14 protein-coding genes, 2 pseudogenes and 1 other annotated feature are annotated in these 14,932 nt (G+C 31.9%); of the genes and pseudogenes, 14 read left to right on the forward strand and 2 right to left on the reverse strand.

The genetic code is table 11. The features are described 5' to 3' along the window. The first annotated feature begins 64 nt into the window (after nucleotides 1-64). Entirely contained in the window at nucleotides 65-163 is a 99-nt protein-coding gene (locus AC0IXC_RS03815) for a YjcZ family sporulation protein (RefSeq protein ID WP_000007808.1), read from the forward strand. A 99-nt stretch (nucleotides 164-262) separates the two neighbouring features. Here the strand turns inward: AC0IXC_RS03815 and AC0IXC_RS03820 are convergent, their stop codons facing one another. After that, nucleotides 263-1,582: a sensor histidine kinase gene (locus AC0IXC_RS03820; protein ID WP_033709154.1), complete on the reverse strand. Its 1,320-nt coding sequence runs from the start codon at nucleotides 1,580-1,582 to the stop codon at nucleotides 263-265. Between the two features lie 46 nt (nucleotides 1,583-1,628). After that, complete coding sequence (locus AC0IXC_RS03825) at nucleotides 1,629-2,510, reverse strand: protein kinase family protein (RefSeq protein ID WP_215589720.1); 882 nt, start codon at nucleotides 2,508-2,510, stop codon at nucleotides 1,629-1,631. A gap of 126 nt (nucleotides 2,511-2,636) precedes the next feature. Here AC0IXC_RS03825 and AC0IXC_RS03830 point away from each other — a divergent pair, with 126 nt between their 5' ends. From AC0IXC_RS03830 to AC0IXC_RS03890, 13 genes and pseudogenes are all read left to right on the forward strand, one after another. Next, nucleotides 2,637-3,155, forward strand: a complete 519-nt coding sequence (locus AC0IXC_RS03830) for a GrpB family protein (RefSeq protein WP_002032428.1) — start codon at nucleotides 2,637-2,639, stop codon at nucleotides 3,153-3,155. 109 nt (nucleotides 3,156-3,264) lie between these two features. After that, nucleotides 3,265-3,795 (forward strand): hypothetical protein, encoded by a 531-nt coding sequence (locus AC0IXC_RS03835; protein ID WP_002032426.1) that lies wholly within the window; start codon nucleotides 3,265-3,267, stop codon nucleotides 3,793-3,795. A gap of 12 nt (nucleotides 3,796-3,807) precedes the next feature. Further along, nucleotides 3,808-4,482 carry a response regulator transcription factor gene (locus tag AC0IXC_RS03840; protein WP_215589718.1) on the forward strand — a complete coding sequence of 225 codons (675 nt, stop codon included), beginning with the start codon at nucleotides 3,808-3,810 and terminating at the stop codon, nucleotides 4,480-4,482. Beyond that, a complete protein-coding gene (locus tag AC0IXC_RS03845) occupies nucleotides 4,479-5,897 on the forward strand; it encodes a HAMP domain-containing histidine kinase (protein ID WP_002189762.1) in 1,419 nt (472 codons plus the stop codon). The genes AC0IXC_RS03840 and AC0IXC_RS03845 overlap by 4 nt, the downstream gene beginning before the upstream one ends. Nucleotides 5,898-6,042: 145 nt before the next feature. Beyond that, a complete protein-coding gene (locus tag AC0IXC_RS03850) occupies nucleotides 6,043-7,032 on the forward strand; it encodes a zinc-binding dehydrogenase (protein ID WP_002032421.1) in 990 nt (329 codons plus the stop codon). Nucleotides 7,033-7,305: 273 nt separating this feature from the next. Beyond that, entirely contained in the window at nucleotides 7,306-7,905 is a 600-nt protein-coding gene (locus AC0IXC_RS03855) for an undecaprenyl-diphosphatase (protein WP_002141978.1), read from the forward strand. A 239-nt stretch (nucleotides 7,906-8,144) separates the two neighbouring features. Next, the gene (locus tag AC0IXC_RS03860) at nucleotides 8,145-10,283 is read left to right on the forward strand and encodes a penicillin-binding protein (RefSeq protein ID WP_326998450.1); all 2,139 of its coding nucleotides are present in this window, start codon (nucleotides 8,145-8,147) and stop codon (nucleotides 10,281-10,283) included. A gap of 176 nt (nucleotides 10,284-10,459) precedes the next feature. After that, nucleotides 10,460-10,717: a binding site (T-box leader), on the forward strand. Nucleotides 10,718-10,782: 65 nt separating this feature from the next. Beyond that, nucleotides 10,783-12,021 (forward strand): MFS transporter, encoded by a 1,239-nt coding sequence (locus AC0IXC_RS03865; RefSeq protein ID WP_002189759.1) that lies wholly within the window; start codon nucleotides 10,783-10,785, stop codon nucleotides 12,019-12,021. 113 nt (nucleotides 12,022-12,134) lie between these two features. Further along, a pseudogene (locus AC0IXC_RS03870) lies at nucleotides 12,135-12,338 on the forward strand (penicillin-binding protein); the annotation flags it as partial. Between the two features lie 57 nt (nucleotides 12,339-12,395). Then, nucleotides 12,396-12,566 (forward strand): annotated as a pseudogene (locus AC0IXC_RS03875) (GNAT family N-acetyltransferase); the annotation flags it as partial. A gap of 169 nt (nucleotides 12,567-12,735) precedes the next feature. Next, nucleotides 12,736-13,203 carry a CcdC protein domain-containing protein gene (locus AC0IXC_RS03880; protein ID WP_002032414.1) on the forward strand — a complete coding sequence of 156 codons (468 nt, stop codon included), beginning with the start codon at nucleotides 12,736-12,738 and terminating at the stop codon, nucleotides 13,201-13,203. Nucleotides 13,204-13,282: 79 nt separating this feature from the next. Then, the gene (locus AC0IXC_RS03885) at nucleotides 13,283-13,789 is read left to right on the forward strand and encodes a DUF3189 family protein (protein WP_002013190.1); all 507 of its coding nucleotides are present in this window, start codon (nucleotides 13,283-13,285) and stop codon (nucleotides 13,787-13,789) included. 192 nt (nucleotides 13,790-13,981) lie between these two features. Further along, on the forward strand, nucleotides 13,982-14,788 hold the full coding sequence (locus AC0IXC_RS03890; RefSeq protein WP_002032412.1) for a DegV family protein: 807 nt from the start codon (nucleotides 13,982-13,984) through the stop codon (nucleotides 14,786-14,788). The last annotated feature ends 144 nt before the right edge of the window (nucleotides 14,789-14,932 follow it).

Consider the following 14,932-nt stretch of genomic DNA (forward strand, 5'->3'; position numbering starts at 1 on the left):
ATAATACGAACCAGTTAAAATGATCAACTACCTATTAGTTTTCAAACCAAAAGGAGGAAAAAATATGAGTTTCGGCGGTTCTTGTGGTTTTGGTGGAGGTTTCGCTTTATTAGTTGTGTTATTTATTTTATTAATTATTGTTGGATGTAGCTGTTGGAGCTAAGGGTACTAATTTCTAATTAGTCTCTTCTAAATGTAAATTAAAAAAACATAGCAGATACTTTTTGTATCGAAATAAAAAAGGAGCCATTATGCTCCTTTTTTATTTATTATGCAACGTGCTCTCATTATTATATTTTGGGAATGTAATAGTTAAAGTAGTTCCTTTATTAACGATACTTCGGATTTTTAAACTGCCTCGCATCGTTTCAATAATTTTAACAGCAACCATCGTTCCTAAACCCGTACCTTTCGTTTTTGTACTAAAATATGGTTCGCCAAATCGATTAATTTGCTCTTGCGACATTCCAACTCCACTATCTTGAATCCTTATTATGACCTTATTATTGCTAACAGTTGCAGAAATAATTAGATTACCGCCACATGGCATTGCTTCTATACTGTTTTTTATTAAATTTAAAAAACATTGATGGAAGTGCTGTGTATTACCAATAATTGTTCCCTCTGAGAACTCTTTTGTAATATTAATAGTATTCATGTTACAAAAAGGCAACATCATATTAATAACTCGATTTAACTCGTGCTCCACTGAAATATGATCTAGTTTTTCTGAAGCCGGTTTGGCAAAAGTTAAGTAATCATCAATAATTGCTTGTGCACGATTTAATTCTTCAAGAATATGTTCAATATACTCATCTTTGGATTGTTGAGTTATATTGGGTGTTTTTAAAAGTTGTGTAAATCCTTTTACAACAGTCAATGGATTCCTTACTTCATGTGAAATACTTGCAGCGAGTTGGCTGACAATCTCCATTTTTTCAACTTTTATTAATTTTGATCGCATAAATATTGCATCTTTTAAAACCTCATTAAAATAGACCATAAATAATATTAAAATAGTTGGTAATAGAATGAAATAAATAATGTACAAATTATTCACTTCAAAATCTGATAGAGTTAAAACAATTACTGTTGTAAATATTGCAAGGAAAAAAGTTAAAAACATAGATGAAGTTACTTTTATTTTCCTATTGTATGTATTAAATTTTGATGATACGAATGCTGTAATTATTAACATCGTTCCATAAACAATGATTGTTAACAGGCTAAAACCATAAAACATAAAACGTATTATTAATAAAATCATGAGTAATGCAATACCGACTGGAAATCCACCATAAAGTGTACCAATTAAAAAGGGGATTTGTCTTAAATCGTGAATATAATTTTCATCCATATAGATGGGGTACCGCATACATAAAATTAGTGGGATACTCGTACAAAGAATGATAAGTAGTTTCTTATATTTCTTCCCGAAGTACCCACTATCATAAATAAAATAAAAAACAAATATACTGCTTAAAATATAAAGAAGATTATTTAAAACATTTTGATTAATGTAAACAAAGTTCATAATACATGCCTCGTTATCCTGAATTTCAATCCCATATGTATTATACATTATAAAAGTACAAGTTTTACATGTACTTTTACAATGTATTTAGTTTTTATAGATTTTCAGTGTTATAGGCTTTTAACCATGCATTATTAAACTCTTCCATTGACGCATAGCGCTCACTACGATTTTCATTTACAGCACGGTATGCTACTTCATATAAGCCTGCACTAGCTTCCCATTTCATAAAGGAACGATCTTGCCCGCCACCTAATAGTGCGAAAGCTATAGCCCCCATATTAAATACATTAGTTTTCCCGTCTATCATAGCATTAAGTTGAAACTCTTCAGGTGACATAAAACGAGATGACCCCCACATTCGTCCCATCTTATTTACATACGGTTTGTTACTGTATAAATCAATATCACAAATTTTTGTTTCATTAGTTTTAAAGTTGTACAAAATACTACCGTCATAAAAATCAATAGCTACATAGTTTTTGTGTTCAACGTAAGTATGGAAATTAAGAATAGAATTTAATGAAACTAGCCTATTTTTAACGGATAATTTTTTATATTTATAAAATGGTGAGTTAGGATCATTATATTTTGCTGGGGGTGGGAAACTCCAGTGCGGGTGGAGACATTCACCGTCAAACCAATCAAAAATTAAAACATATCCATGTTGTACAGGGTAGTGATCAATTAAACTTATAAGAGAAACGTGTTTTAATTCATTGTATATAGTAACTGAGCTTTTTAATCTTTGTATAGCTTCATTTGTAGAAGCATTATATGCGAGTGTTTGTGCCCCTGCATATTTTATAAAGTTCTTTTTCCCATTCTTTTCAACACCAAAACTTATATTACCGGAATCTTGTTGGTCAAAAACCGCAAATACTGTACCTAGTTTTGTAAGCCAATCAAAATTATGATGTTTTTTTAGTTGGAATGTTATAGTATCTAACTGAATTTTAACTGGAATATCTTTCATAATTCACCTCAAATTTAATATAATTAAGTTGTCCATTACAGTATTCGACCTATTTTGTGAAATCCCTATATTTATAAATTTAAATTTTATAAATATAATAATATATAGTTATAAGGAGGAAAGCAAATGGATGGAAAAATCATAATTAAACCATACCAACAATATTGGCATACAGAGTTTTTAAATGAAAAAAATAAAATTGTGCCGTTACTCCATGAAGAAATTATTGCTATTGAACATATCGGAAGCACAGCTGTAGAAGGGTTAGGGGCTAAACCTCTTATTGATATGATGATCGGCGTAACAAATTTACAAATTACCGTGAATTGGAGGGAAGCCCTAGAAGAAATTGGCTATGAATATGTTCCTAAAAAAACACCTAATTGGCGTTTTTTTAGAAAAGGTAAATGGAGAGCTGGTACCCACCATTTACATGTTTATATTTATAATAACGAGGAATGGAGGAACAACCTTTTATTTCGAGACTTTCTAATAAATCATGAGTGGGCACGTGAAGAATATAGAGTATTAAAAGAGATGCTTGCTGCTGCATATCCTTTTGATCGTGTTTCATATACAAATGCAAAAGCACCGTTTATTTGCAACATATTAGAATTGGCCAAAAAGGAGATAAATAAAATATAAGTAGTTTGCAGATTCTCATTTTATTTTAATCTTTCTCTCATGTTATTCTCTCTTTTACTTGATACACTGCTGATTATAGAGCTTTTGAGTCAAAAGGAGATTATATAAAATGAAGAAAATACTTAGAAATAAATGTTTCCATATATATGTTAAAATAATCGGTATTACTTTTATTGTTTGTAGTGTAGAATTGCTATTTATTAATGTTTTGTACGGGAATGTATTAAATGTACAATGGCTAAATAAGAAATTAGGTTCTTTAGGTGAATACGGGGTAATTATAGCTGCATCATTATGGTTCTTACGTCATATATGGTTATTTTTAAAGAAGAAACATATTCACAGATTTAAAATAATTAAAGAGCTATATCTTTTTATAAAACATTTTCACGTATTAATTGGATACGCTGTAATAGCTGTTGCGACTACTCACGGTGTTTACTTTTTAATAAAAGGAAGTCGGCATATTATGCTAGTATACAGTGGTATATTTTCTCTTTTAACCTTAATAGCATTAGGGATTGCGGGATTTGTTTTACAACAAACTAATAAGAAAACGAAATTGATAATGTATCGAAAAACACATCAAATCGTTGCAATTATATTCGGAATAGAATTACTTATTCATTTAATCGTATAGGAGGAAGTATCGTTGCAACAAATACTAATTATTGAGGATGAGGAAAGCTTAGCAGATTTTTTAGAATTAGAATTAAAGTATGAAGGATATATAGTAGATATACAACTTGATGGAAGAAAGGGATTAGAAGCAGCACTTGAAAAGAATTACGATCTCATATTACTTGATTTAATGTTACCAGGATTAAACGGACTGGAAGTATGTCGTCGACTAAGAGCAACTAAAAGTACACCTATTATTATGTTGACTGCTCGTGATAGTATTATGGACCGTGTGACAGGGTTAGATAGTGGAGCTGATGATTATCTTCCAAAACCGTTTGCAATTGAAGAACTTTTAGCACGTATGAGAGTGATTTTTAGGAGAGAAGAAAATACAGAGCAAAAGCACGCATCATTTCTTTCGTTTAAAGATCTACAGCTTCAGATTGAATCTCGAACTATAACTAAAGGAAATGAAGAAATTGAACTTACAAATAAAGAATTCGAGCTACTGCTTATGTTTATGAAAAATATTAATCGAGTTCTTACCCGTGATATTTTACTGGACCAAGTATGGGGTTATGATGCAATGGTTGAGACGAATATAGTCGATGTATATGTTCGTTATTTACGTAATAAGTTACATAGTGTGGATAAGGAGGAGTATATCCAAACAGTCCGCGGTGCTGGATATATAATGAAATGATAAAAAACATTGTGCACCGAATTCGAAATTTACCTATAAAGTGGAAATTAACACTTTGGTCCACTACACTAGTATTCATTTTGTTTATTTTGTATAGCACGTTACAATTCATTGTAATTAATAAGTGGACTATAGATTATGAACAGAAACAAATAAACAGACAATTGACAGAAATAGCGGCATATTTTCAAGATAAAAACGAAATGCTCTCGAGCAAAACATTTGAAAATAGTAAAGAATTTCTAAATAATATGATTGATAAACATCAAATGATTCGTATTATCGGAAATGATGGAAAGCCCATTGTTACTGTTTCTCGAGATTTTAATGAAGCTTGGATAAAACCAAAACAGGTTACCCAAGATGAATCCTTAATAAAAAGACATATAGAAGATCGAATATTAGTTGAGCGCATACCAATTCAAACAAAAAAATTCACGGGAACTATTGAACTTACGAAAAACTTAGAGACATTTGATCATTTATTAAAAATTATCTTAGTGGTAATGGTCTTTGCAGGGATATGTGGATTAGTGTTTAGTTTTTTAGGCGGAATACTTATAACGAAAAAGCTTTTATCAAGTGTTCAAAACATAACGGATACGATGAAGCGTATTAAGAAAAACGGACTAAATGAAAGAGTTCCAGTACGAGAAAATAATGATGAACTCGCAAAATTATCGATTCTTTTTAATGAAATGATGGATGAAGTGGAAACTTCTTTTACACAGCAAAAACAGTTTGTAGAAGACGCATCGCATGAATTAAGAACACCATTAACAATTATTCAAGGGCACTTATCAATGCTGAATCGATGGGGGAAAAATGATCCAGCTATATTGGATAAATCTCTTCAATCCAGTTTAAAAGAAGTAGATCGATTAAATAAATTAGTTTCAGAATTGCTAGAGCTATCAAGGGCTGAATCAGAACAGATACATCCAATAGCAGCTGAACGAGTCCATGTTAATAGCGTATTAAAACAAGTTACACAAAACTTTGCAATACTGCAAACTGACTTTCAATTTGATATGAAATTGGATGCAGATGAAGCGTATGTTTCAATACCATCATCTTACTTAGAACAAATAATTATTATTGTAATGGATAATGCAGTGAAATATACAAAAGAAGCTAATAAGTATATTTGCATTGAATCAAGTATGCGGTCAGGCAAAATTAAAATCCGCATAATAGATCATGGGGCAGGAATACCTGAAGCAGATTTACCATTTGTTCTTAACCGTTTTTATAGAGTTGATAAAGCGAGAAGCCGAAAACAAGGTGGAAATGGGCTAGGTTTATCAATTGCAAAAAGGCTTGTAGAAAAATATAACGGAGCTATTCAATTAGAGAGTAAAGAAAACGAAGGAACAATTGTTACAATTACATTTCCTGATACTACACATGAATAGTTAAAGGTAAAAAATTCTTTTTGAAAATACTCTTTAAAAGGAGGAATACATTTTGTATTTCCTCCTTTTTTGATGCTTAGTAATCAAATTATTTTATTTATTTCGATATTTAAAGTACATTGAAAGGATTAAGGGGGAATAATTAATGAAAGCTATTGTACATCAACATAAAAAAGGGTTAGAAGGTTTAGAATATAAATTATCACCGGAGATAACTCCTAATGTGGGGGAAGTTAAAGTGAAATTAAGAGCAGCAGGTTTAAATCATCGTGATTTATTTATAATGAATAATAGAAAAGAAATGGAACTACCATTAGTTTTAGGGTCAGATGGTGCAGGTATTGTTATAGAACTAGGAGAAGGAGTTTCAAATATTTCACTACATACCGAGGTTATTATTAACCCTAGTATTGGATGGAATAATACTCATGAAATACCAGAGTTACCTGAAGTACTAGGTGGACCAGCCGATGGAACGTTTGCTGAATATGTTATTGTACCAGCAGAAAATGTAGTGGAAAAGCCATCATATCTTACGTGGGAAGAATCTGGCGTTTTATCTTTATCGGCATTAACTGCATATAGAGCGCTTTTTACAAAAGGTAGATTAAAACCTGAAGAACATGTCCTAATTCCGGGAATCGGCGGTGGTGTAGCTACTTATGCTATGTTATTTGCTAAAGCAATTGGAGCAAAGGTGAGTGTTACTTCAAGGATAGAGGGAAAAAGAAAGGCTGCTGAAAAATATGGTGCAGACTTTTCTTTTAATAGTTCTGGTAATTGGGAAGAGTGCCTACATGGAGAAAAAGTGGATTTAATTATAGATAGTATAGGTCCGGCGACTTTCTTAAAATATTTTGATATATTAAAACCAAATGGAAGAATCGTTAACTTTGGTGCAAGTTCAGGAGATAAAATCGAATTACCGTTACGAGCATTATTTTATAATCAAATTGATATTATGGGAACATCAATGGGAAGCCGTGAAGAATTTAATGAGATGGTTCATTTTATAGAGAAACATAATATTAAACCAATTATTGATAAAGTATATCCATTAGAAGAAGCAATCCAAGCTTTAAATCGAATGCAGCAAGGAGAACAATTCGGTAATATTGCCCTTCGTATGGAATAAGAATATGATTTCGTAACTAATATATTTAAATGAATATGTTATGTATTATATTCATGCATAGAGTGTTCACCATACTATTTAAAATGGTTTACAACCCTTATACATATTTAGCTCGTGTAAATAGTTACGCCATTGTCAAATGAATAGTAGCAAAATGAGAATTAGATGAGAAAAGTTTAAGTCCATTTTCATATTGATGTTGTATACTGTGTAAATCAAGAACACTTGTATCTTTATTTAAAGTACAATGAGTAATAATAAGGAGAGAGTAATATGAATTACACAGTATTTCAATGGATTAATAACTTTGCTGGATCATCCAAGCTATTAGATACGCTAATGATCGCTATTACAAATAGTGCTGCATATGTAGCAATACTATTTATGCTTATCCTATGGTTCAATAATGGAAAGAAAGAGAATGCAATTAGAAAACAATATACAGTGTTATATACGACACTTTCAGTTAGTATTGCATTATTAGTAAATGTTCTTATACATGCGGTATATTACCATCCGCGTCCTTTTATAACACATCATGTAAATCAATTAGTACCGCATGCAGCAGATTCATCATTTGTAAGTGATCATTCTGTACTCGTATTTTCGATTGCTTTCGTATTTATTCTAAGAGGAGAAAAACTTAAATATATCGCGTTAATATGGGCAATATTAGTCGGTGTATCACGCATGTACGTAGGCGTTCATTATCCTCTAGATATACTTGGTGCTGCGTTCTTAACATTTATTACAAGTGGATTAGTGATGCAAAGCGCACGTATATTTGAACCGTTAGCAAGTTTTATTTTCAAAATGTATGCACTAGTAGCAAAACGAGTTCCTTTTTTAGCGAAATATAACCACATAGCGTAAACTTAAGAACCTACCAAAAAGTAGGTTCTTTTTATTTGAAGATTCGAAAAATTTCACTCACCGTATTTTATATTAAAAAATACAAAATTAATAAAAAATAAATAGCAACAGAACTGGTTTTCTTATTGTTATAGAGGAATTAGTAAAAAAACTTCGAAAAATATAGTATCTACTATATTAAAGAACATATTTAGTAGCGCATCTTCGCATTAATGCACTGTAAAGGAAAGGAGATTAGTATGCATAAACTTCAAACGAATAAAGGCGCTCGATATATGATGATTGCTTTTATTGTTTTGTTTCTTACTATGCTTTTACGTATATTTTATATTCAAGCAGTAGGAGTCGTGCATAATGTTAATGTAAAGGATCTTGCGAAGGAACAACAAAACAAAAATGGAGTTTTAGAGGCAAATCGCGGGACAATTTATGATCAAAACGGTAAAGTATTAGTCCAAGACTCAACGACATATCGCATCGTTGTAAACCTAAAAGGAAAAGATAAATTAAAAGATAAAGAAGACACCGCACAACGTTTAGCAGATGCGCTTGAAGTTGATAAAGAGGAGATCATGAAAAATTTTCACGAAGGACGTACGCAAGTTGAAATTGGTAAAATTGGACGTAACTTATCTAGAGAAGCGAAGGAAGAGATTAATAATTTGAAAATACCAGGTGTATCTTTCACAACAGAAAAAGCCAGAGTATACCCAAATGAAGATTTCGCCTCGTATATACTTGGTTTTGCAAGACCAGACGATAAAGGTAATGCGGTGGGGAAGTTTGGGCTTGAAGAAAGTTTGGATAAATATTTGCGCTCTACAAATGGTAATGTTTCATATGTAGGTTCAAGAAAAGGAATCCCACTTACAAATGATATAGGAAAAGTAGAACCTGCTAAAAATGGAAATAACGTATACCTTACGCTTGATAAACAAATTAATAGTTTTTTAGAAGACGCGATGAATAAAGCGGCGCAACACTATGACCCTTCTATGTTAGTAGGAATTATTGCAGATCCAAAAACAGGTAAGATTTTAGCAATGTCTAGTAAGCCTAGTTATAATCCTAACAAGGGAGACATTGAATATTTTTTAAACGATCCAATTGCGAATGCATTCGAACCAGGGTCTACAATGAAAGTTTTTACATTAGCTTCTGCAATTAATGAAGATGTATATAACGGGAAAGAATATTTCCAATCAGGAAAATACGCAGTTGGTTCAGCAGAGATTAAAGATCATAATGGCGGCTATGGATGGGGCTCAATTACATTTGATGAAGGGTTTGAACGGTCATCGAACGTTGCTTTTTCTATTTTAGAAGACCAGTTACTGAAACCAAATAAATTCAAGCAATATATGAATAAATTTGGTTTCAATCAAAAAACAGGGATAGATTTACCTGGAGAAAGTAAAAATACATTATTGTTAAATACTCAAATTCAACAAGTTACTACTTCTTTCGGCCAAGGCTCAACTGTAACTCCTATTCAAATCGTACAAGCGGCCACAGCTATAGCAAATGACGGGAAAATGATGCAACCTTATATTGTTGATAAGGTTGTAAATCCAACAAATAAACAAGTTATTATGGAAAATCAACCTAAAGAAATAGGGAATCCGATTAAAAAAGAAACTGCAGAAGAGGTAAGGAACTTAATGGAGCGAGTTATTACTTCATCAAAAGGAACGGGAACGATGTATAAAATTGATGGCTATCCGATTGGTGGTAAAACAGGGACAGCGCAAATTCCGAATCCTGAAAATGGACGATATATGGAAGGGAAAGATAATTATATTTTTTCATTCTTAGGAATGGCTCCAATTGATGATCCACAATTAGTCGTATATTTAGCCATTAAGCAACCTAAATTAAAGGGGAATGAATACGGTGCTCAGCCTCTTGCTGAAATTTTTAAACCAGTTATGAAAAATAGTCTAGAATATTTAAAAGTGAAACCATATACAGAAAAGCAAATGGCAGATGCAACAAAGCAATCTGAAATAAAAGTACAAAATTATGTAAATCAAACAATGGATACTGTAAAAAATATTGCAGAAAAAGAGAAACTTCAGCCGGTATTATTAGGAGAAGGAAAGATAATAAAACAATATCCACAGACTAGCGAAGTAATGAGTGAAGGAGATCGCATACTTCTAGTAGGAAGTAATGTGAAAATGCCTAACCTAAAAGGTTGGTCAATGCGTGATGTTATGTATTTCTCCAAGCTATTAAAATTAGATTTAAAAACTTCAGGTATGGGCTATGTAACGAGTCAAAGTATTGAAAAAGGACAAGATTTACAAGAGGGTGACACTTTAGAACTAGAATTAGAACCACCGCTACAACCGTTAGTAGAGGCAAACACGAATTAATTTGGAAATTTTGAAGGGCCTATATATAATTGGCTCTTTTTTTTAGAGATTCAACTAATTTCACGCACCGTAATTTTTAGAAAAAATAATAAATAAGACTATTAACATTGGCATAGCTTGAAATATCTGATTATTTATTATTTACAGTTAAATAGTTATGTGATAATATGGAAAAACCAAATGCAGTGAAGAGAAGAGTAGATAAAATGAATTTTTCACAGAGAGCTCCATTTAGCTGAAAAGGAGCAAAAATTCTTTATTGAATCAAGCCTCTGAGCAGCACATCGGAACCTTTTAAAAGTGGATGGTGTGACGGGAGCTCCCGTTATAGAGCTAAGGTATAAGCATGAAAATAGTGCAGTACCTGATAAGGTTAATATGGCGACATATTAACAAACTAGGGTGGCACCGCGATGATAAATCTCGTCCCTAAGACTAAAAGTCTTGGGGGTGGGATTTTTTTGTTTTTTTAAAACAATTTAGAAAGTGGGTGCCTAAAGTGAAAAAATTACTTAAAGATTGGAAATATCCTTTATTACTATTGTCCGGAGTTGGTATTGCGAATTTAGGTGCATGGATTTATTTAATCGCACTGAATGTACTTGTCTATAATATGGGTGGCTCAGCCTTAGCTGTCGCTACTTTATATGTGATAAAACCATTAGCCACTTTATTTACAAACGCTTGGTCAGGAAGTATGATAGATCGTTTAAATAAACGAAAGTTAATGATTCACCTCGATATATATCGAGTAGTATTTATCGCTATTTTACCCTTGGTTCCATCCCTTTGGATTGTCTATCTCTTAGTATTTTTTATAAGCATGGCCAGTGCGATTTATGAACCAACTGCTATGACATATATGACGAAATTAATTCCAGTAGAGCAAAGACAACGTTTCAACTCACTACGTAGTTTAATAGGATCTGGTGCATTTTTAATTGGTCCAGCAGTAGCGGGGATATTATTAATAACTGGTACACCAGAGTTTGCTATATATATGAATGCTATAGCATTTCTGTTATCAGGGTTCATTACATTACTTTTACCTAATCTTGATAAAAAAGACGATTCTAATACATCCAATGATAAATTTTCACTAACTGTATTAAAGAAAGATTGGAACATAGTTTTAAATTTTAGTAAAAAATCTATGTATATTGTTTGTGTTTACTTCTTATTTCAAGGGATGATGGTTTTAGCTACCGCTATAGATTCACTTGAACTATCGTTTGCGAAAGAAGTTTTATTGTTAACAGATAGTGAGTATGGCTTCCTAGTTAGTATCGCTGGAGCGGGTTTTATTTTAGGAGCCATAACAAATACAATTTTATCAAAAAAATTAGCACCTTCATTTCTAATTGGGATAGGATCATTATTCATTGCAATCGGATATTTGATTTATGCTTTTTCAAGTGAGTTTTTAATAGCTGCTATCGGATTCTTTATTCTATCTTTCTCTATGGCATATGCAAATACAGGATTTTACACATTTTATCAAAATAACGTTCCGGTTCATATGATGGGACGAATCGGGAGTATATACGGGCTCATTATAGCTGTTTTAACAATTTTTATAACGATTCTGTTCGGCGTTGCAACTCAATTCACTTCTATGCAACTTGTGGTCATTGTAGGAGTACTGGTAATGCTACTTATTACTATCATATTGTGCGTGTTTACCTTATTACCATCGCAGTCTAAGATATATTCCGCTGAATCAATAAAATCGAAATAGTTACCTTGATTTTTATTTGAAACTAAAGGGTGGGTGAATAGGAGGTTTCTTTACCCTATATATGGAAAAATAATAAGGGGAAAGAACAATACCAATAAACAAGGGTGGTTATTATGATAAAAACAAAAGATCAAATAGAGAAAATTGTAAAAGAAATACATCAGAATATAGATTTTTCTGGGGTAGTCTTAATAAAAAAAGATGATGATATTATCTATGAAAATTCATTTGGATATGCTAACCGAAGTGAATGTATAAACAATACACTACAAACAAGATTTGGAATTGCCTCAAGATGCAAATTATTTACTGCTATCATAAAGGGGCAGGACCTGAAAAACTAATGGTAGAAATAGAAGTAGCTTTTTAATTACATGGATATAAAAATTAGTGCATATAAAAAAGAAGACGAAATAGGCTAGGTACGTTGCCGTGCGTTATCTTTTTTAGATACAGCATATTATGACAATGTACTTAGAGCGAAAGAAAAATATGAAAATCCCGCAATTGAACTAGTAGCTATATATGAAGACCAAGTAGTAGGAGACGTATGTGTAAAAAGTACGTCTTTTTACTTTTATAAATAATGCTTAAGGCTGATGGGAAATTACATTCCATATTATACAAATTAAAGTAGCTATCGTATTTCAAGTATGATATGAACAGAGACGAATATAATTTTCAAAGGTAAACAAGTATATAGGAGGACTCTAAATGGATATTCTATTTGTTATTCTACTTGTTATTCTTATAATTGTATTAATTCAAGGTAAGGAATACAAAGTGAATATTAATCGTATTTGGCTCATTCCGGCTTTGCTGTGCTTTGTAACAATCCAGTCCATTATTCATATGGGACAATTAAATATATTGCAAGGACTTCTCTTCGTTGCAATGCTTGGAATTGGATTGGGTCTTGGAGTTATTAGGGGAAAAGCTTTAACATTTCGATTAGATAGTGAAACAGGTCATGTATTACGAAAAGGAAATTGGTTAAGTACAATTATTCTCCTTGTTATTTTAGGTGCGAAAATCGTGATTAAGCAAAGTATGTTCCCTGGCAGTACTCACCACACATTAATGGTTGTAACGAATGCCTTTTTATGTATCACATTAGGTACCGTAATTAGTAGACGCTATTATATTTGGAAAAAATATAATGAATTAACACAAAAAGCGTAAATACATTCGTCCCTTGTTTAACAACGCTGTGAACGGTAATACTAAATAATATTGAACTTTTACAACAAGGGATGATAATATGATATTCATTTACACAGATTTCGGTGGAACGCATTCAACTGCACTCGCTGCAGCTTATCATTTAAATAAATTACCAACAGATCGTAAGTTAACGAAAGAAGAAATATTAAATGTAGATTACTTTAATAAATTGAAAACAGAGGATATGGGAAAGATTATTTTTCATGGACAAGATGAATATGGGAATCCTGTATATACAATTGGGTGCGGGGCATCCAAAGTCGTTGTACCTGCGATGAAGCATTTAGGAGAGATTCTGCAAAAACATTATCACAGCCATGAAAAGATTATTTTTTCTAATACATCACCAACAGTTCCTTTACCAATGACTTTCGGTGGTCTGTTTTCTAGAAGGTTCCATATCGACTTTATCGGCGTACCATTACTCGTATGGGGAGCAAAACTTAGCTGTGATAACATACAAAGGCTTGTTAATTATACGAAAGAAGCTGGCCGATTGACGAATGATTATGTTGTAATTTTAGATAACGAAACATTTAAGTAATGTTAAAAGAAGGCCGGGAAATTTTGTGGTTTTCTTTTTTTTGATAAATAGACAAAAAACATTCACATTTATTATTACATCTACTATAGCCAAAATAATAAAGTCCTGTTACTATTACAGGGGATATTCTCTTTTCGTAAGATAAATATATAGAAAAGTCAGAAAAGAGGAACAGAATAAGGGAGGAACAACATGAAGCGTGTTGCTTGGTTTACTGATAGTACAACTGCGAGTTTTACAACAGATGGTGATAACTTTGTTATCCCAATTGAAGTTATTATTGATGGAGTGTCTTATAAGGATTGTGAAGAAGGAGTTCATAAACATCTTTATGAAGCGTTAAATGATGGAAGAACAGTTACTACTTCGCAACCTAACATAGGGGAAATGGTAGAATTATTTACTAAATGCAAAGAAGAATATGAAGAAGGCTTTGCAGTTGCTATTAGCGGAAAAGTAAGTGGGACCTATCAAAATATGAAGTTAGCTGCTGATATGGCAGGTTTCCCTTTAACTGTATTAGATAGTGAAACGACAAGTTATCCAATGGATGAACTTTTGAGAAAAGCTAAAACGTTATACAATGATGGTATGACTTTACAAGATATACATAAAACATTAGTAGATGAAAAAAGAAGGCCTTTTTATGTATTTCCAAAAAGCTTAAAAGGTTTATATGCAAGTGGTCGAGTAAAGGGAGTTCAATTTTTACTTGGAAGTTTATTAAGTGTCAACTTAATCTTAGAAGTAAAAGGCGGGGAACTTTTACTTGAAAAGAAAGTGCGTAAAATCCAAAAATGTAGAGAATACATTAAAAATGAGCTTGAAAAAGAATTACCAAAAGTACTTCATATGTTCTATGCTAACGATAAAGATGGAGCTGAAGAATGGATTTTAGATATTAAACAAGCATTCCCTGAAATGGATTTCAAGCTTTATCCATTGCCGATTTCATTTGCTGTTCATGCAGGTGAAGGAACAATAGCAATTAGTTATTAAGAGGAAAACCCGTGAATAATTCGCGGGTTTTTTTATTATATAAAAGCTTCATTACATCATTCTCGTATCATAAATAATAATGTATAGATAAAAGGATTTTCTACTAAAAAAAAGAAGTATGTATAAACAAATATTATAATGGTA

The organism is Bacillus sp. AC266, from assembly GCF_979253805.1.